Genomic DNA, 18,295 nt, shown 5'->3' with positions numbered 1-18,295 from the left:
GACAGGAACAGAAGATGACGCAATTTGCATTTGTTTTTCCAGGTCAGGGTTCACAGACCGTGGGCATGCTGACTGAATTAGCAGCAACCTATCCGCTGGTAGAAGAGACCTTCCGTGAAGCCTCTGACGCGCTGGGTTATGACCTGTGGCAGTTAGTGAGTCAGGGTCCGGCTGAAGAGCTGAACAAAACCTGGCAGACTCAGCCTGCACTGTTAGCTGCCTCTGTGGCCATCTACCGCGTCTGGCAGCAGCAGGGCGGTGAACAGCCTGTCCTGATGGCAGGGCACAGCCTGGGCGAATATTCGGCGCTGGTTTGTGCGGGTGTGCTTAACTTTGCGGACGCAGTGAAGCTGGTAGAACTGCGTGGCAAACTGATGCAGGAAGCGGTGCCAGAAGGCACCGGCGCAATGCAGGCGATTATTGGCCTGGATGACGCGGCTATTCGCAAAGCCTGTGAAGAGAGCGCGCAGGGCCAGGTTGTTTCACCAGTTAACTTCAACTCGCCAGGCCAGGTGGTTATTGCGGGTAACAAAGAAGCCGTTGAGCGTGCAGGCGCTGCCTGTAAAGCTGCGGGCGCTAAGCGTGCCCTGCCACTGCCGGTCAGCGTGCCTTCTCACTGTGCACTGATGAAGCCTGCTGCCGATAAACTGGCGGTTGCGCTGGAGAGCATTACGTTTACTGCACCAGCGGTGCCGGTGATCAATAACGTCGATGTGAAAGCGGAAACTGACGCTGCGGCTATCCGTCATGCGCTGGTTCGTCAGCTCTACAGCCCGGTTCGCTGGACCGAGAGCGTGGAAGCGATGGCGGCACAGGGCGTGACACAGCTGCTGGAGATGGGTCCAGGTAAAGTCCTGACCGGTCTGACCAAACGTATTGTCGATACCCTGACAGCGGCTGCCGTGAACGATACGGCATCCCTGGCAGCTGCACTCGGTAAGGAATAAGAGGAAAATCATGAGCTTTGAAGGTAAAGTTGCGCTGGTTACCGGCGCGAGTCGCGGCATTGGTCGTGCGATTGCAGAAACCCTGGCGGCACGTGGTGCTAAAGTGGTAGGAACTGCAACCAGCCAGAGTGGCGCCGACGCCATCAGTGCTTACCTTGGCGACAAGGGTAAAGGCCTGTTACTGAACGTGACTGACGCTGATTCAATTAACAGCGTTTTAGAGAATATTCGCGCTGAATTTGGCGAAGTGGATATTTTAGTCAATAATGCAGGCATTACGCGTGATAATCTTCTCATGCGCATGAAGGACGATGAGTGGCAGGATATCCTGGATACTAACCTCACATCGGTATTCCGCCTTTCTAAGGCGGTCCTGCGTGCCATGATGAAAAAGCGTGTGGGCCGTATCATCACCATTGGTTCCGTTGTTGGCACCATGGGTAACGCGGGCCAGGCAAACTACGCAGCAGCAAAAGCGGGTTTGATTGGCTTTAGCAAATCACTGGCGCGCGAAATCGCGTCACGTGGCATTACCGTCAACGTCGTGGCTCCAGGCTTTATTGAGACTGACATGACGCGGGCACTGAACGAAGATCAACGTTCCGGTATTTTGGCGGAAGTCCCTGCGGGTCGCTTAGGCGATGCTCAGGAAATCGCCAATGCTGTTGCATTTTTAGCCTCTGACGAAGCAGCCTACATCACAGGTGAAACGCTGCACGTCAATGGCGGAATGTACATGGTCTGATAAATCACGAAATCATTTGCTTTATTTGCGGTTAAAACCGCAAAATAACGCAAAATCGTGGTTCGACCAGCCGGGATTTTGTTGCATCTTTCTCACCATTTTATACACTACGAAAACCATCGCGTAAGCGAGTTTTGATAGGAAATTAAATAGTATGAGCGATATCGAACAACGCGTTAAGAAAATCATCAGTGAGCAGCTGGGTGTGAAAGAGGAAGAAGTCACCAACTCTGCATCTTTCGTAGAAGACCTGGGTGCCGATTCTCTTGATACCGTTGAGCTGGTGATGGCTCTGGAAGAAGAGTTTGATACTGAGATTCCAGACGAAGAAGCTGAGAAAATCACTACCGTTCAGGCAGCGATCGACTACATCAATAGCCATAAAGGCTAATGAATATCTTCAGGCGGTCGCTCGACCGCCTGATTTTTTTGTTTGTCCCACATAGTTCCCTATTTCCCCTCCCTGGAGGACGAACGTGTCTAAGCGTCGTGTAGTTGTGACTGGTCTTGGCATGTTGTCTCCTGTCGGCAATACCGTAGAGTCTACCTGGAGTGCTCTCCTTGCCGGTCAGAGCGGCATTACCCTGATCGACCATTTTGATACCAGTGCTTATGCAACCCGTTTTGCAGGTCTGGTAAGAGATTTTAATTGTGATGACTACATCTCGCGCAAAGATCAGCGCAAGATGGATGCCTTCATCCAGTACGGCATTGTGGCCGGTATGCAGGCCATGCAGGACAGTGGTCTGGTTATTACCGAAGAAAATGCAAGCCGTATGGGCGCAGCAATTGGCTCCGGCATCGGTGGCTTAGGTCTGATTGAAGAGAATCATACCTCGCTGGTCAACGGCGGCCCGCGTAAAATCAGCCCATTCTTTGTGCCTTCAACCATCGTTAACATGGTGGCGGGTCATCTCAGCATCATGTATGGCCTGAAAGGTCCAAGCATCTCTATCGCGACAGCCTGTACCTCTGGTGTGCATAACATCGGTCATGCCGCACGTATCATCGCCTATAACGATGCTGACGTGATGCTGGCGGGTGGCACAGAGAAAGCCAGCACGCCATTAGGCGTCGGTGGTTTTGGTGCAGCACGCGCCCTCTCAACCCGTAACGACAACCCGCAAGCGGCCAGCCGCCCGTGGGATAAAGATCGTGACGGTTTTGTGCTGGGTGATGGCGCTGGCATTGTGGTGCTCGAAGAGTACGAACATGCGAAGAAACGTGGTGCGAAAATCTACGCAGAAATCGTAGGTTTTGGTATGAGCAGCGATGCCTACCACATGACTTCACCACCAGAAGATGGTTCGGGTGCAGCGGCGGCCATGATCAATGCGCTGCGTGATGCTCAGCTTTCGCCAGAGCAGATCGGCTATGTCAACGCACACGGCACCTCCACGCCAGCCGGTGATAAAGCGGAAGCGCAGGCGGTGAAATCGGTCTTTGGGGCAGCAGCCAGCAGCGTCATGGTCAGCTCAACCAAATCAATGACCGGACACTTACTGGGTGCCGCAGGCGCTGTTGAATCGATTTACTCGATTCTGGCACTGCGCGACCAGGCCGTTCCACCGACCATTAACCTGGACAATCCGGATGAGGGCTGCGATCTCGACTTCGTGCCGCACACCGCGCGTCAGGTTCCTGGACTGGAGTACACGCTGTGTAACTCCTTCGGTTTCGGCGGAACCAACGGTTCGTTGATCTTCCGTAAAGTGTAATCGTTGCAGATTGCTAAAAAGGCCCGCAATGCGGGCCTTTTTTTATCCTGCAGAATGCGCTGAAATCACGTCTCACGCTCAGGAGAGAACGATGTGGATTAACGGAGTCAAACACTCGACGCTGGCTGCCAGCGACCGTGGCATGCAGTTCGGCGATGGCTGCTTTACTACCGCCGCCGTCCTTCAGGGTAAAATCCTGCTGCTGGAGAGCCATATGCAGCGCCTTAAAGCGGGCTGCGAGCGGTTATGGATCGGCGGCGTCGACTGGGATCGACTGGAGGCTGAGATGAGACAGGCCGCGCAGGAGCAGGCGCAGGCAGTGCTGAAAGTCATTATCAGTGCGGGCAGCGGCGGACGGGGTTATAGCCGCCTGGGCTGTGGTGAACCCACGCGCATCGTCTCATTAGCGCCCTGGCCGCAACACTACGCCGGGTTACAGCAGCGGGGTGCTTCACTCCGGCTGAGTCCGGTTCGTCTGGCGCGCAACCCACAGTTTGCGGGTATCAAGCACCTTAATCGCCTGGAGCAGGTGATGATTCGGGCTCATCTTGACCAGACAGACGCTGACGAGGCGCTGGTGCTTGACACTGAAGGTTGGGTGGTGGAATGCTGTGCGGCCAATTTATTCTGGCGGCAGGGCAGACAAATTTTTACGCCCGATGTATCCGCGTCAGGCGTGGACGGCATTATGCGGCGAAGTCTGATGGCGCAACTTGCAGCAGCAGGTCAGGCTTGTCAGGTGATAAAAAGCGAACCGGCGCAGCTGCTGGGCGCTGATGAAGTGGTGATATGTAACGCGCTGATGCCGGTTCTGCCGGTCCGACAGATAGAAGCCGTACAGTTTACTGAGCGCTCGCTGTTTAATCAGTTGCACGCAGGCTGTAAAAAGATAATGGATGCATCATGATTCGAAGCAAAAAAATTCTCGTCAGCCTGCTGGCGATTGTGGGTCTCGCGGCTGTGCTGAGTTACTGGCAGGTTAAGCAGTTTGCGGCCACCCCGTTGACCATTAAGCAGGAAACCATCTACACATTGCCAGCCGGTACAGGCCGGGTCGCACTCCAGGCGCAGCTGGAAGAGAAAAACATCATTCCGCACAGTATCTGGTTTGGTGCGCTGCTGCGTCTGGAGCCGGAACTGGCGACCTTCAAGGCGGGTACCTATCGTCTTGAGCCGACCATGACCGTGCGCTCGCTGTTACAGTTGCTGGCCAGCGGAAAAGAGGCGCAGTTCCCGGTGCGGTTCGTGGAAGGGCAGCGGCTGAAAGAGTGGCTCAGCGAGCTGCGTAAAGCGCCTTATATCCGCCACACTCTGAAAGATGATCAGTTCGCCACCCTTGCCAGCGCACTCAACGTGGAGCCTGAACAACTGGAGGGCAACTTCTTTCCGGACACGTATCTCTACACCGCCAACACGACTGATATGGCGCTGCTGCAGCGCGCGCATGATCGGATGAAGAAAACCATTGATGAGGTGTGGCAGGGACGGGCGGATAATCTGCCTTACAGAACGCCACAGGATCTGGTGACCATGGCCTCGATCATCGAGAAAGAGACCGGCGTCAGCGAAGAGCGCGCGCGCGTGGCCTCGGTGTTTATCAATCGCCTGCGCACAGGTATGCGCTTGCAGACCGATCCCACGGTGATCTATGGCATGGGTGACAGCTACAACGGTACGCTGACCCGCAAAGATCTTGAGACGGCCAGCGCGTACAATACCTATATTATTAATGGCCTGCCGCCTGGACCGATTGCGATGCCGGGCAAAGCCTCACTGCAGGCAGCGGCCCATCCCGAGAAAACTAACTATCTCTACTTTGTTGCAGACGGCAAGGGCGGACATACGTTTACCACCAACCTCGCCAGCCATAACAAGGCGGTGCAGGTCTACCGGCAGACGCTAAAGGAAAAAAATGAACAGTAAGTTTATCGTCATCGAAGGCCTGGAAGGCGCCGGAAAAACCACCGCGCGCGACGCCATTGTCGCTACGCTGCATGCCCGTGGTATCAGTGATCTGGTCTTTACCCGTGAGCCTGGCGGTACGCCGCTGGCAGAACAGCTTCGGGTTTTGGTTAAGCAGGGTATTGAAGGTGAGCAGGTGACGGATAAAGCCGAACTGCTGATGCTCTATGCCGCGCGGGTTCAGCTGGTGGAAACCGTCATCAAACCGGCGCTGGCTCGCGGTGCCTGGGTAATCGGCGATCGTCACGATCTCTCCTCACAGGCTTATCAGGGTGGCGGCCGTGGTCTTGACAGCGGACTGATGCAGACGCTGCGCGATGCGGTCTTAGGCGATTTCCGTCCCGATTTGACGCTCTATCTTGATGTTACACCTGAGATCGGTCTGCAGCGCGCCCGTGCGCGCGGTGAGCTGGATCGTATTGAGCAGGAGTCGCTGCGCTTCTTTGAACGCACCCGTACACGCTATCTGGCCCTTGCTGCAGAAGATCCCACTATCCTGACTATCGATGCCACTCAGTCGCTGACCGAGGTGACAGCGTCACTTCAGGTGGCGCTGGAGAGCTGGCTCGCGGAGCAGGCGTGATGAACTGGTATCCGTGGCTGAATCAGCCTTATCGCCAGGTGATTGGCCAGCATCAGGAAAATCGCGCGCATCATGCGCTGTTGATCCAGGCGATGGCTGGCATGGGCGATGACGCGCTGGTCTGGGGGATGAGCCGCTGGCTGATGTGCCAGCAGCCGGATGGGCTGAAAAGTTGCGGAGCGTGCCACGGTTGCCAGCTGATGCAGGCTAATACTCACCCTGACTGGTATCGGTTAGAGGCGGAGAAGGGCAAAAGTATCCTGGGCATCGATGCGGTGCGGCAGGTGACAGAAAAAATGTATCACTTTGGCCAGCAGGGCGGCGCGAAAGTGGTCTGGCTGCCGGATGCTGCACAGCTTTCGGAAGCGGCCGCTAACGCCTTACTGAAAACACTGGAAGAGCCGCCAGCCAACAGCTGGTTCTTCCTCAGCAGCCGCGATCCGTCACGTCTGCTGGCCACGCTGCGCAGTCGCTGCATGACGCTGCATCTGACGCCGCCCGATGAAGGACAAAGCCTGCTCTGGCTGAAGAAGCAGTCCTCGCACGATGAACAGATGCTGCTGGCGGCGCTACGCCTGAGCGCAGGTGCGCCGGGCGCGGCGCTGAGCCTGCTGGAAAATGGGCCGTGGCAGGCGCGACAAAAGCTTTGCGATGCGCTGCCTGCGGCATTGCAGCAGGACATCCTGCAACTGCTGCCTGCGCTGAGTGCTGACGATGCGGCAGCACGTATCGGCTGGCTGCTCTCTTTACTGCTGGATGCGATGAAATGGCAGCAAAATGCAGGTCAGTGGCTGAGTAATATAGACCGCCAGGATGTGGTGCAGTTGCTGGCCGGATACTTTTCAGCCAGCGCACTTAACAGCAGTACCCTGGCATGGATGCGCTGTCGCGAGCAGTTACTGCATGTGGCGTCAGTGAATCGCGAATTATTGCTGACCGATCAGCTTCTGAGCTGGGCGGACAAACAGAAGCCTGCACTGGTCGGCTAAACTTATCTGAGAGTAATTATGTTTATTGTGGATTCCCATTGCCATCTTGATGGCCTGGATTATGAAAAGAACCATCGTGACCTTGATGATGTGATCGCTAAAGCGGCGGCGCGTGATGTGAAATTTATGCTGGCCATCGCCACAACGCTGCCGGGTTTCCATACCCTGAAGAGTCTGGTCGGCGATCGAAAAAATATTGCACTCTCCTGCGGCGTGCATCCGCTGAATCAGGAAGAGGCCTATGACGTTGAGGAGTTTCGCCGGCTCTCTGCCGATCCTCAGGTGGTAGCACTCGGCGAAACCGGGCTGGATTATCACTATCAGCCTGAGACCAAAGATCAGCAGCAGCGCTCGTTCCGGGAACATATCCGCACCGGGATCGCGCTGAATAAGCCGATCATCGTTCACACCCGTGATGCGCGCGAAGATACGCTGGCGATTCTGCGTGAAGAGCAGGTAGAACGCTGTGGCGGCGTGCTGCACTGTTTCACTGAGGATCAGCCCACCGCCGCTAAGCTGCTCGATATGGGCTTTTATATCTCCTTTTCCGGTATCGTCACGTTCCGCAATGCAGAACAGCTACGCGAAGCAGCGCGTTATGTGCCGCTGGACCGGATGCTGGTCGAAACGGATTCACCTTATCTGGCGCCGGTGCCGTATCGTGGCAAAGAGAATCAGCCTGCTTATACGCGCGATGTTGCCGATTACCTGGCGGTACTGAAAGGTGTCGATGTGGAAACGCTGGCCGCCGCCACCACACAAAACTTCTCCACGCTGTTCCATATCCCGATGAGCCAGCTCAGTGCCTGACCGGCTTTTATTTCAGCCTCTGTAATTAATCTGTAACCTGCCTGTATGACCCTGTTTTTTCAGACAGGGTCAGCTTTTTATCGTCAATTAACGATGCGCGTCAGTGAGAAATTTCGTAAAGTGCGCCCCTGTGATTGTCGAAACGTGATAGCCATCAAAGTAACAAAAGGGGATTTATTTTACCCTTCGTAATAAATCAAAAGGCGGTCACCGCCAGCCCGGCAAAGAATCCTCCCTCTTTGCCACGCGCACTGCGCAAATATGCACTCATACTCAGGAGCTTCACGCTATGTTCAAAAATGCTTTTGCCAACCTTCAAAAGGTCGGTAAATCGCTGATGCTGCCGGTATCGGTTCTGCCGATTGCCGGTATTTTGTTAGGGGTCGGTTCAGCCAATTTCAGCTGGTTACCTGCAGTGGTTTCGCATGTAATGGCGGAAGCGGGTGGATCGGTGTTCGCCAACATGCCGCTGATTTTTGCTATCGGTGTGGCGCTGGGCTTTACCAATAACGATGGCGTTTCGGCGCTGGCAGCGGTTGTTGCCTATGGCATCATGGTGAAAACCATGGCGGTGGTTGCGCCGCTGGTGCTGCATATGCCTGCGGCAGAGATCGAGGCTAAACACCTCGCCGACACCGGGGTACTGGGCGGTATTATCGCGGGTTCCATCGCCGCCTATATGTTCAACCGCTTCTATCGCATTAAACTGCCGGAATATCTGGGCTTCTTTGCCGGTAAACGTTTTGTGCCGATTATTTCCGGTCTGGCCGCTATCATTCTCGGCGTGCTGCTCTCCTTTATCTGGCCACCGATTGGTTCCGCGATTCAGGAATTCTCGCAGTGGGCGGCCTATCAGAACCCGGTTGTCGCCTTTGGTATTTATGGCGTAATCGAACGCGCACTGGTGCCGTTTGGTCTGCATCACATCTGGAACGTTCCTTTCCAGATGCAGATTGGTGAATACACCAATGCGGCAGGTCAGGTGTTCCACGGTGATATCCCACGCTATATGGCGGGTGACCCGACCGCAGGTAAACTCTCTGGCGGCTTCCTGTTCAAAATGTACGGTCTGCCAGCGGCAGCGATTGCTATCTGGCATTCAGCGAAGCCTGAAAATCGCGCTAAAGTGGGCGGTATTATGATCTCCGCTGCGCTGACCGCATTCCTGACCGGTATCACCGAACCGATTGAATTCTCGTTCATGTTCGTCGCGCCGATCCTGTATGTGATCCATGCGCTGCTGGCAGGTCTGGCATTCCCAATCTGTATCCTGCTCGGTATGCGTGATGGCACCAGCTTCTCACACGGTCTTATCGACTTTATCGTGCTGAGCGGCAACAGCAGCAAAATCTGGCTGTTCCCGATTATCGGTATCATCTACGGCCTGATTTACTACACCGTGTTCCGCGTGCTGATCGCCAAACTGGATCTGAAAACGCCTGGCCGTGAAGAGAGCAGCAGCAGCGAGCAATCTACCGCGACCGGTACAGAGATGGCGGGCAAACTGGTGGCGGCGTTTGGTGGTAAAGAGAACATCACTAACCTGGATGCCTGTATCACCCGTTTACGCGTCAGCGTCGCTGATGTGGCTAAAGTGGATCAGACTGAACTGAAAAACCTCGGCGCCCGTGGCGTGGTGGTTGCCGGTTCCGGTGTGCAGGCAATTTTCGGGACTAAATCCGATAACCTGAAAACCGATATGGATGATTACATCCGCAGCATGTAATGATTAAGAGAAATGAAAAAGCCCCGCTAAGCGGGGCTTTTTTTGGGCGCGTGTTACAGGTAAACGCGCAAGTACTCAGTCAGGCAGAGCAGGGCCATCGCCTGACCGTAGGGCATTGAGGTGAGAGGAACAGTGCGGTAGTAGTCCAGGTCACTGCCCATCGCGGTTCCAAAGGAAACCTGTTTCAGCTCTCCATCGTCATCGATATTCGCAATCACGCCGCGCAGCGCTTTTTCTGCTACCTCCAGATACTCCGCGGGGAGATAGCGCTTGCGAACTCCTTTCAGAATACCATAGGCAAATCCTGCTGTGGCAGAGGCTTCCGGGTAGCTGTTCGGGTCATCAAGCAGAGTGTGCCATAAGCCGCTGCTGTGCTGACAGGCCTTAAGCGCTTTGACCTGGGACTCCAGAACCTGCTGCAGGAAGCGGCGGGTAGCGTGATGCTCAGGCCAGTTCATCATCTCCAGGAAGTCAGGAATCACAATCGTCACCCAGCTGTTGCCACGCGCCCAGCGTGCATCAGCAAAGTTATGGCGACCGTCGAAATTCCAGCCGTGGAACCATAAGCCGGTTTCACGATCCATCAGATACTGGGTGTGCAGCAGAAACTGATAGCTCGCTTCTTCCACCCACTCATCGCGTTTCAGCAACTGGCCGATTTTGGCCAGCGCCATGACGCTCATCATCAGCGTATCGTCCCAGAGCTGCTGGGTATTTTCATTGTTATAGACGATGTGCTGCAGGCCGCCCTGTTCGGTGCGCGGCATCTCATACATGACCCACTCAGCCCAGCGCTCAAGCACCGGCACCCAGGCCGGGTTACCGGTCTCTTCATAACGGTAAGCCAGCGTCAGAAAAGGACAAACGGTATTCACATTTTTGGTCGGCGTTCCTTCCGCCAGACGCTCAGTGAACCATTCATCAATGATCGCCAGCGTCTGTTGGTCGCCGGTTTGCTGATAGTAGTGCAACATGCCATACAGACCGATGCCATGTGTCCATTCCCAACCCGCCCAGCCTTTGGTATCAATCACCCGGCCATCGTCCAGCCGCAATAAAAATTCGCCTGTCTCATCGGTGATGTTAACCAGATTTTGTGTCAGCTTTTGAATCAGCTGTACCAGTTCGCTGCGTGGCAGCAGATGCTCAGGTTGGCACAATAATTTGCTGTGTTTAACGGGAAATACAGTCATGGTTTATTCCTGTCGTTTTAAGGTCGAGTTTATAGAAGGGTGTAAAGAGGGGTGCGCGGACAATTTTTCCGGCGCTGGCTTATTCCGGTTAAGGAAGCCAATGTTGTTGTTGCCCCACAGATTTTCGTAAGGCATGCCAGCCAGTGTTTCAACTATCCCGCGTGCTTCCGGGGTGATGCTTTCCGGCACGATGCGGTCCGCTTCACGCATTTTCAGCGTTTCCTGGCGCAGGACAGTATGGGTCTGCAGATTAAGTTTAAAGCGCAGTGACACGATAAAGCCGCAGGCCAGAACGGCCACTGTACCGATACTCAGGATCGCCAGGATAGTGTGGCTGACGCCGGGTACCTGGGTTGCCTGACCAGAGATAAAACCAGAGAGTTGCAGCACGATACCGACCAGCATGACGGCACCCGCCTGCGACGCTTTACGCGTCAGGGTCATAATGCCGGCAAAAATGCCTTCACGGCGCTGACCGGTGATAGCCTCATCGACATCCGCGATATAGGTGTAGGTGTTCCATGGCACATAGTTAATGCCGCCACGTCCCAGACCAGCCAGAGCAGAGATCACTAACAGCAGCGACATATTGTCGTTCATGCCGGCATACCACAATCCGGCATAGGAGAGCGACGCCAGGCCAAACAGGATGGCCACCAGACGGTAGGCAGGTGCAGGCCCCATGCGGATACAGAGCGGGATCATCGCCATCACAGCAATAAACTGCAGTACTGCCATGGTGCCCATCAGGCTGGAGGCAACCTGAGCACTCTGCATCAGCACAAACACCACATACCAGGTAAAGACGGCATTAAACACATCCTGGGCGATATAGCCGCCGAGGTACATGCCAAGGTGCTGGCGGAAGATGCGAATACGTAAAGTTGAGGCCAGCTCAACATAGAGCCGTTTAAGATTCTGCATCAGCGTTAGCTGCTGTTTTTCCTGCTCAGCACGCCGCGACTCGGCAGAGAAATCATCCGGGTGACGTTCCCAGGTAAAGCACCACACCAGCGTCAGCACCAGTGCGCAGATTACCGAGAACACCAGGCTGGCGTAGAAAAAGGAGTCGGGATTATCTTTGCCCAGCATACCCAGTAAAATGCCGGGTAAAAATGCGGCCAGAATGGCTGAGAGCTGCGCCAGACCAATACGCGCGCCGGAGAACCGGGTTTTCTGTTTGAAATCGTCAGTCATTTCCGGGACCAGCGTTTCATAAGGCACCAGGATCATGGTGTAGACGATATCAAACAGCAGGTAAGTGCAGAGATACCACCAGAAGCTCATGTCGCTGACCCACATCAGGCTATAACTGAATACACAGGGTATGCCTAACAGGATAAAGAATTTGCGGCGGCCAAAGCGTTTGCCCAGCCAGGTTGAGCCAAAGTTGTCGGTAATAAAGCCCATGAGCGGGCTGACCACGGCATCCAGCACGCGAGCGGTAGCAAAGATTAAGGTGGCCTGAATCGGGGTTAATCCACAGAAGGTGGTATAAAAATAGAGCAACCAGGCGGCTGTGAGCGCCGTGGTGCCTGCTCCGAGAAAATCTCCGGAACCATAGGCCAGATAGTGGCCAAGACCAATTTTACGTGAGCGCATGGCTAATGCTCCTTGATGTTATATGGCGGTATATCCCTGGTGACGCCGGACTTCTCACCCGGACTGGTTAGCAAAGTAGAGCTGACCGGGCGGCTAAACCTTCGCAATTTGGCTAACGCCTGGGCTGAAGTGGCAGCCATATAAAGAAAAGGGTGGCGAAATTCTAATTTATAAAACAGCGTTTCATTTTACTGGTATGGCAGGCAGCTTGCGAGCATCAGGAATGCTGTTCAGGTGACAGAGGAGAGGAGCTGCTGCAAAGGCAGGCGAACAATGCAAGAAAAGTGGTACTGAGGTTGAAAGAAAACAAATTTCTCCCGCATACTGATTGATTACGACTCAGGCTCAAGGAATTGCACCATGGCTGAAGAAACCATTTTTAGTAAAATTATCCGCCGCGAAATCCCCGCTGATGTGGTTTATCAGGATGAACTGGTTACGGCTTTCCGCGACATTTCGCCTAAAGCACCGACCCATATTTTAATCGTGCCAAATGTGCTGATCCCAACGGTCAACGAGGCGGAAGCGGCCCATGAGCATGCGCTGGGACGTATGTTTACCACCGCAGCGAAAATCGCCCGTCAGGAAGGGATCGATCAGAATGGTTATCGGCTGATTGTGAATTGCAATCAACATGGTGGTCAGGAGGTCTATCACATCCATATGCATCTGCTGGGCGGCGAACCGCTGGGCCCGATGCTCTCAGACTGACCTGATAACGGAAAAAAGCTATGCGATCCTGGCTGACTGGCCTGCCGATCCTGCTCTGCCTGACGGCCTGCAGCAGTGAAAAACCGATGATCAATACCTCACAGTCGCTGGTGATGGAGTCTTCTGTGCTGTCAGCAGGGATCATTACCGATGAACCGACGCTGGATGAGAACGATGGACTGAAACGTGCCACCAGCGTGCTCTATAATCAGCGCGAAACACCGGTCGTTGTGCACTATCGTTATTACTGGTATGACGACAAAGGTCTGGAAATCACCCCGCAGGAACCGGCGCAGACCGTTACCGTTCCGGCGCAGGGCAGTATTGTCGCCACCTCGCAGCTGGGTAACCTGACTGCCAGCAAGGTTCGTCTTTATCTCTATCTTTAAGGATTTTCTACGTGATACGCAGTGTTAATCGTACCGGAGCGCTCCTGATGGCGCTCATTCTGACCGGTTGTGTAGTGAAACAGCAGCAGCCCGCCACGGTTGAACCGACCCAGCCAGCCGAGCCGGTGCAGCCTGTTCCGCAACCTGAGCCGGTGCCGCAACCGCAGCCTCAACCAGTGCCACAGCCACCGAAGCTGGTCACGATCAACTGGGATGCCAGCGTACAGCCGCTGGTGGCGCAGATGTTGCAGGCCGCCAGCGCCGAGCCGGGTAGCGTGTTGCTGGTCGACCGCATCAAAAACAGCACCAATGGCGCGCTGCAAAGCGAGAAAGCAACAGCAGCTATTCAGAATGCGCTTAACAACAACGGCAAATTCACGCTGGTTTCTGCCGATCAGCTGGCGCAGGCCAAGCAGACGCTGGGATTATCGCCGGATGACAGCCTGAACTCGCGCAGCAAAGCGATTGGTCTGGCACGCAACGTTAATGCCCAGTATGTGCTTTACAGTAATGCACGCGGCGATGTTAAAGCGCCAACTCTGCAGATGCAGCTGATGCTGGTTCAGACCGGCGAGATCATCTGGTCCGGCAACGGCATTGCACAGAATTAATCCCGTCTTTCAGCGGATAATTCAGCAGGCGGCCGGCGAGCCAGGAAAGGTATCAACTATCCCGCTGGCCGGTCTGACCGGACACAGCCAGAAGATTGTCAGCTCGCGCGGTACCTTCATTGCACGGGCGGCGCCACAGCCAGCTATTCCGTTTGTGGATCGGCAGCGCGAATTCCGGTTGTTACGAAAAATGCGAGCCAGCGGACTGGCACCGCAGCCCGTTGCTGGTCATCGTCAGGGCATTGTGCTGACCTGGTGCGCAGGCGACGCGCTGGATGAACAACGCTTCAGCCAGCAGCGTCCGCAAATTGTGGCACTGCTGCGGCAGCTGCATCAGCAGCCGTTAACCGGCTATCGCCTGCAGTTGTTGCCGCTGTTATGGCGCTACTGGCAGCTCGCGCCACAGCGGCATCACCGCTGGCTGCGGGCGCTCAGACATCTGACGCAGCAGGGTGAACCTCAGCCATTAAGGCTGGCACCGCTGCACATGGATCTGCATGCCGGAAATATCATACAGGGCCCGGAGGGCCTGCGTCTGATCGACTGGGAATATGCCGCTGATGGCGATGTGGCGCTGGAGCTGGCGGCCGTCTGTGCCAGCGATCCGCAGCATCAGACCGACTGGCTGGCAGAGTACGCCGCAGCGATGCAGCTGCCGCTTCCGGTGCTGGTGCAGCAGGTCAGACGCTGGCAGCCGTGGCTGCGTCTGCTGATGGCCAGCTGGTACCAGCTGCGTGCCGGTCAGGGTGACGACGACACATTACACCAGCTGGCCCGACAGAGCTGGGAACAGATTTAATCGCGTTATGCAGGTGCGTAACGCTACAGGATTCAGGTTATGAGATCACATTTACCCGGCCCGCTGATGCTCGACGTTGAGGGCTATGAACTGGATGGCGAAGAGCGCGAGATCCTTAAGCATCCGCTGGTAGGCGGATTAATTTTATTTGCCCGAAACTATCACGACCCGGCCCAGCTGGCAGAGCTGGTGCGGCAGATCCGCGCGGCCTCTCACGCCCGGCTGGTGATTGCGGTGGATCAGGAGGGCGGCCGCGTGCAGCGTTTCCGTGACGGCTTTACCCAACTACCCGCCATGCAATCTTTTGCGGCCCTTCACGATGCAGAAACCGCCGGTGAAATGGCGCAGCAGGCGGGCTGGCAGATGGCGGCCGAGATGATTGCCATGGATATCGATATCAGCTTCGCGCCGGTGCTCGACATTGGTCATATCAGTGCTGCGATTGGCGATCGTTCTTTCCATGCCGATCCGGCCATCGCGCTTGCTGTTGCCCGCCGCTTTATTGCGGGGATGCATGAGGCAGGCATGAAAACGACCGGCAAACACTTCCCGGGACATGGCGCGGTCAGCGCTGATTCGCATAAAGAGACGCCACGCGATCCGCGCGATGAAAAGACGCTGCGTGAGCACGACATGGCGATTTTCAGCAAGCTGATTACCGAGCAGGCACTGGATGCGATTATGCCTGCACATGTCATCTACACCGACGTTGATCCGCTGCCAGCCAGTGGTTCGCCCTACTGGCTCAAAACCGTGCTGCGTGAGCAGCTGGGCTTCGACGGTGTGATTTTCTCCGACGATCTCTCAATGGAGGGCGCCGCCGTGATGGGCAGCTATCCTGAGCGCGCGCAGCAATCCCTTTCTGCCGGTTGTGACATGATTCTGGTCTGCAATCAGCGTCAGGGTGCCATTAGCGTGCTGGATAACCTGATCCCGGTCGGGTCAGAGCGGGTTACGCAGCTGTATCATCAGGGCAGGTTCACCCGCGATGAGCTGCAGGCAACGCATCGCTGGAAAAACAATGCCCAGCAACTGAGTGCACTTCAGGAACGCTGGCTGGCTCACAAAGCGTCGTGGTAAGCAGTGACTGCCCGGCGCTATCACTAACCTGAGGATTATCATGATCATCTATCTGCACGGTTTTGATTCCAGTAGTCCGGGCAATCACGAAAAGGTGCTGCAACTGCAATTTATCGATCCTGATGTCAGGTTGCTCAGTTACAGCACCCTCCATCCTAAACATGACATGCAGTTTCTGCTGAAAGAGACCGATAAAATGCTGACGCTGTCCGACGACGATCGTCCGCTGATTTGCGGCGTCGGGCTGGGCGGCTTCTGGTCAGAGCGCATCGGTTTTCTGTGTGGTATCCGGCAGGCAATCTTCAATCCCAACCTTTTTCCGCAGGAGAACATGGAAGGGAAGATTGACCGGCCAGAAGAGTATCAGGACATCGCCACCAAATGCGTCAGCGATTTTCGCGAACGCAATCGTGACCGCTGTCTGACCTTTCTCTCCCGTCAGGATGAGGCGCTGGACAGCCAGCGCACCGCCGGGCAGCTGCATCCCTTCTATGAAATAGTCTGGGACGAGACAGAAGGGCATAAATTCAAAAACATATCCCCACATCTTCAGCGGATAAAAGCTTTCAAAACATTAGGTTAAGCAGGGCGGGCACCGCAAGGTGCCTGTTTTCATTACGTAATTATCTGAGTTTTATTTCCCCGCTTTGATGTATATCAATATTCTTATGTTCTCCTCTTCCCGCCATGCTATTCTGCGAGCAGATAGCGATTTTAACTTCGCCAACCCTATGTTTCTTAAGGTTTAATTTAACCTTTGGTTAACTTTTGGTTCACAATTTGAGGGGGTCTTTGTTGACTACGTCTGTTAAGAGAATTGTTATTGTCGGAGGGGGAGCGGGCGGCCTGGAAATGGCGACGCAGTTGGGTCATAAACTGGGTCGTAAAAAGAAGGCCGAGATTATCCTGGTAGATCGTAACCACAGCCATCTGTGGAAGCCGTTGCTGCACGAGGTTGCTACCGGTTCGATGGATGAAGGCATTGATGCGCTGAGCTATCTTGCTCATGCCCGCAATCACGGTTTCGAGTTCCAGCTGGGTTCGCTTACCGACATCGATCGCAGCCGCAAAGTGATCCGTCTGGCCGAAGTGCTGAACGCACAGGGCGAAGTGCTGGTGCCACAGCGTGAAGTGGCATACGACCAGCTGGTGATGGCGCTGGGCAGTACCTCAAATGATTTCGGCACGCCGGGCGTCAAAGATCACTGCATCTTCCTGGACAACCCGCATCAGGCACGCCGTTTCCACAACGAAATGCTCAACCTGTTCCTGAAATTCTCTGCCAGCGAAGGCAAGGTCGAGAAAGTTAACATCGCCATCGTGGGCGGCGGCGCAACGGGCGTTGAGCTGTCAGCGGAGCTGCACAATGCGGTCAAACAGCTGCACAGTTACGGTTTCAAAGGACTGGGACGCGAAGCGCTGAACGTAACGCTGGTCGAAGCGGGCGAACGTATTCTGCCTGCACTGCCACCGCGCATCTCAGCTGCGGCGCATCAGGAGCTGACCAAACTGGGCGTGCGCGTTCTGACGCAGACCATGGTTACCAGCGCTGAGCAGAATGGCCTGAATACCAAAGGCGGTGAGTTTATTGAAGCCGATCTGATGGTCTGGGCGGCGGGCATCAAAGCGCCGGACTTCCTGAAAGAGATTGGCGGACTGGAAACCAACCGCATCAATCAGCTGGTGGTGAAAGAGACGCTGCAGACTACGCTGGATGATGACATCTACGCTATTGGCGACTGCGCCTCCTGCGCATTGCCGGGCGGCGGCTTTGTGCCGCCTCGTGCCCAGTCAGCGCACCAGATGGCCTCACGCGCAATGGACAATATCCTGGCGCAGCGCCAGGGCAAACCGCTGAAAGCCTATGTCTATAAAGATCATGGCTCGCTGGTGTCGCTCTCCCGCTTCAGTACGGTCGGCAGCCTGATGGGTAACCTGATGCGCGGTTCGATGATGGTGGAAGGGCGCATTGCGCGCTTTGTTTACATCTCTCTTTATCGTATGCACCAGATCGCACTGCATGGCTATTTCAAAACCGGCCTGATGATGCTGGTCGGCAGCATCAACCGGGTTATCCGCCCGCGGCTTAAGCTGCACTAAGTAACCGCATTTCATCTGGTAAAGGCATAGCCTCCTCAATTCTGAGGAGGCTTTTTTATGTCTTCGACAACTTCCACAGACGTTAAGCGCGGATCTTAATTACCTGACAACAGGCTCGACTAACTCGCTCACCATCAGTCTCCCGAACGGCAGTCAGTCGTCGAAAAGCGAGACCTGCAGTGACAGTACCAGCGCCAGCGCGGATAAAAACCGGCCCGACACCGGCAGACTGGGCTTTAGCAACATAGACAACCATGCGGACTATAAAACCAGACATCAGAGCGTGGGGATGATCATGGGCAGTCAGTTTAACGACAAAACGTTTGTATA

Annotated in this window: 19 protein-coding genes; 17 read left to right on the top strand and 2 right to left on the bottom strand. The window is 55.1% G+C overall.

Translation table 11 applies throughout. The features are described from left to right. Window positions 1-14 precede the first annotated feature (14 nt). From fabD to ptsG, 10 genes are all read left to right on the top strand, one after another. The gene (gene fabD, locus EGO56_RS11730) at window positions 15-947 is read left to right on the top strand and encodes an ACP S-malonyltransferase (protein ID WP_135909255.1); all 933 of its coding nucleotides are present in this window, start codon (window positions 15-17) and stop codon (window positions 945-947) included. A gap of 10 nt (window positions 948-957) precedes the next feature. Further along, complete coding sequence (fabG, locus tag EGO56_RS11725) at window positions 958-1,692, top strand: 3-oxoacyl-ACP reductase FabG (protein WP_013357455.1); 735 nt, start codon at window positions 958-960, stop codon at window positions 1,690-1,692. 154 nt (window positions 1,693-1,846) lie between these two features. Next, complete coding sequence (gene acpP / locus EGO56_RS11720; protein WP_003849865.1) at window positions 1,847-2,083, top strand: acyl carrier protein; 237 nt, start codon at window positions 1,847-1,849, stop codon at window positions 2,081-2,083. A gap of 85 nt (window positions 2,084-2,168) precedes the next feature. Then, complete coding sequence (gene fabF / locus EGO56_RS11715; RefSeq protein ID WP_135909253.1) at window positions 2,169-3,410, top strand: beta-ketoacyl-ACP synthase II; 1,242 nt, start codon at window positions 2,169-2,171, stop codon at window positions 3,408-3,410. Between the two features lie 91 nt (window positions 3,411-3,501). Next, entirely contained in the window at window positions 3,502-4,317 is an 816-nt protein-coding gene (gene pabC, locus EGO56_RS11710; protein WP_135909251.1) for an aminodeoxychorismate lyase, read from the top strand. Then, entirely contained in the window at window positions 4,314-5,333 is a 1,020-nt protein-coding gene (yceG, locus tag EGO56_RS11705; RefSeq protein ID WP_135909249.1) for a cell division protein YceG, read from the top strand. Before pabC ends, yceG begins: the two co-directional genes overlap by 4 nt. Beyond that, window positions 5,323-5,955, top strand: a complete 633-nt coding sequence (gene tmk / locus EGO56_RS11700) for a dTMP kinase (protein ID WP_135909247.1) — start codon at window positions 5,323-5,325, stop codon at window positions 5,953-5,955. The genes yceG and tmk overlap by 11 nt, the downstream gene beginning before the upstream one ends. Beyond that, complete coding sequence (gene holB, locus EGO56_RS11695) at window positions 5,955-6,944, top strand: DNA polymerase III subunit delta' (protein ID WP_135909245.1); 990 nt, start codon at window positions 5,955-5,957, stop codon at window positions 6,942-6,944. The genes tmk and holB overlap by 1 nt, the downstream gene beginning before the upstream one ends. 18 nt (window positions 6,945-6,962) lie before the next feature. Then, window positions 6,963-7,754, top strand: coding sequence for a metal-dependent hydrolase (locus tag EGO56_RS11690; protein WP_135909243.1), 792 nt, complete (start codon window positions 6,963-6,965; stop codon window positions 7,752-7,754). A 289-nt stretch (window positions 7,755-8,043) separates the two neighbouring features. After that, a complete protein-coding gene (gene ptsG / locus EGO56_RS11685; RefSeq protein ID WP_110331702.1) occupies window positions 8,044-9,480 on the top strand; it encodes a PTS glucose transporter subunit IIBC in 1,437 nt (478 codons plus the stop codon). 53 nt (window positions 9,481-9,533) lie between these two features. Here ptsG and bglB read toward each other — a convergent pair whose 3' ends face one another. Together bglB and EGO56_RS11675 are read right to left on the bottom strand one after the other, a co-directional pair. After that, window positions 9,534-10,673, bottom strand: a complete 1,140-nt coding sequence (bglB, locus tag EGO56_RS11680; protein WP_135909241.1) for a beta-galactosidase BglB — start codon at window positions 10,671-10,673, stop codon at window positions 9,534-9,536. Window positions 10,674-10,676: 3 nt separating this feature from the next. Next, on the bottom strand, window positions 10,677-12,275 hold the full coding sequence (locus tag EGO56_RS11675) for an MFS transporter (protein WP_135909239.1): 1,599 nt from the start codon (window positions 12,273-12,275) through the stop codon (window positions 10,677-10,679). Window positions 12,276-12,635: 360 nt separating this feature from the next. Between EGO56_RS11675 and hinT the strand changes: the two genes are divergently transcribed. The 7 genes from hinT (at window position 12,636) to EGO56_RS11640 (ending at window position 17,965) form a co-directional block, all read left to right on the top strand. Continuing rightward, on the top strand, window positions 12,636-12,986 hold the full coding sequence (gene hinT / locus EGO56_RS11670) for a purine nucleoside phosphoramidase (RefSeq protein WP_013357465.1): 351 nt from the start codon (window positions 12,636-12,638) through the stop codon (window positions 12,984-12,986). A gap of 20 nt (window positions 12,987-13,006) precedes the next feature. Then, entirely contained in the window at window positions 13,007-13,375 is a 369-nt protein-coding gene (locus tag EGO56_RS11665) for a YcfL family putative periplasmic lipoprotein (protein ID WP_033732268.1), read from the top strand. An 11-nt stretch (window positions 13,376-13,386) separates the two neighbouring features. Further along, window positions 13,387-13,986 carry a penicillin-binding protein activator LpoB gene (lpoB, locus tag EGO56_RS11660; RefSeq protein ID WP_135909237.1) on the top strand — a complete coding sequence of 200 codons (600 nt, stop codon included), beginning with the start codon at window positions 13,387-13,389 and terminating at the stop codon, window positions 13,984-13,986. 16 nt (window positions 13,987-14,002) lie between these two features. Continuing rightward, window positions 14,003-14,785, top strand: coding sequence for a thiamine kinase (thiK, locus tag EGO56_RS11655; RefSeq protein WP_135910572.1), 783 nt, complete (start codon window positions 14,003-14,005; stop codon window positions 14,783-14,785). 39 nt (window positions 14,786-14,824) lie between these two features. Next, complete coding sequence (nagZ, locus tag EGO56_RS11650) at window positions 14,825-15,865, top strand: beta-N-acetylhexosaminidase (protein WP_013357469.1); 1,041 nt, start codon at window positions 14,825-14,827, stop codon at window positions 15,863-15,865. Between the two features lie 40 nt (window positions 15,866-15,905). Continuing rightward, entirely contained in the window at window positions 15,906-16,448 is a 543-nt protein-coding gene (gene ycfP / locus EGO56_RS11645) for an alpha/beta hydrolase YcfP (protein ID WP_013357470.1), read from the top strand. A gap of 212 nt (window positions 16,449-16,660) precedes the next feature. Then, a complete protein-coding gene (locus EGO56_RS11640) occupies window positions 16,661-17,965 on the top strand; it encodes an NAD(P)/FAD-dependent oxidoreductase (protein ID WP_135909235.1) in 1,305 nt (434 codons plus the stop codon). Window positions 17,966-18,295: the final 330 nt, after the last annotated feature.

Origin of the sequence: Pantoea vagans (genome assembly GCF_004792415.1) — a bacterium.
Classification (GTDB): domain Bacteria; phylum Pseudomonadota; class Gammaproteobacteria; order Enterobacterales; family Enterobacteriaceae; genus Pantoea; species Pantoea vagans.
This window is presented reverse-complemented; position numbering and strand designations above follow the sequence as displayed.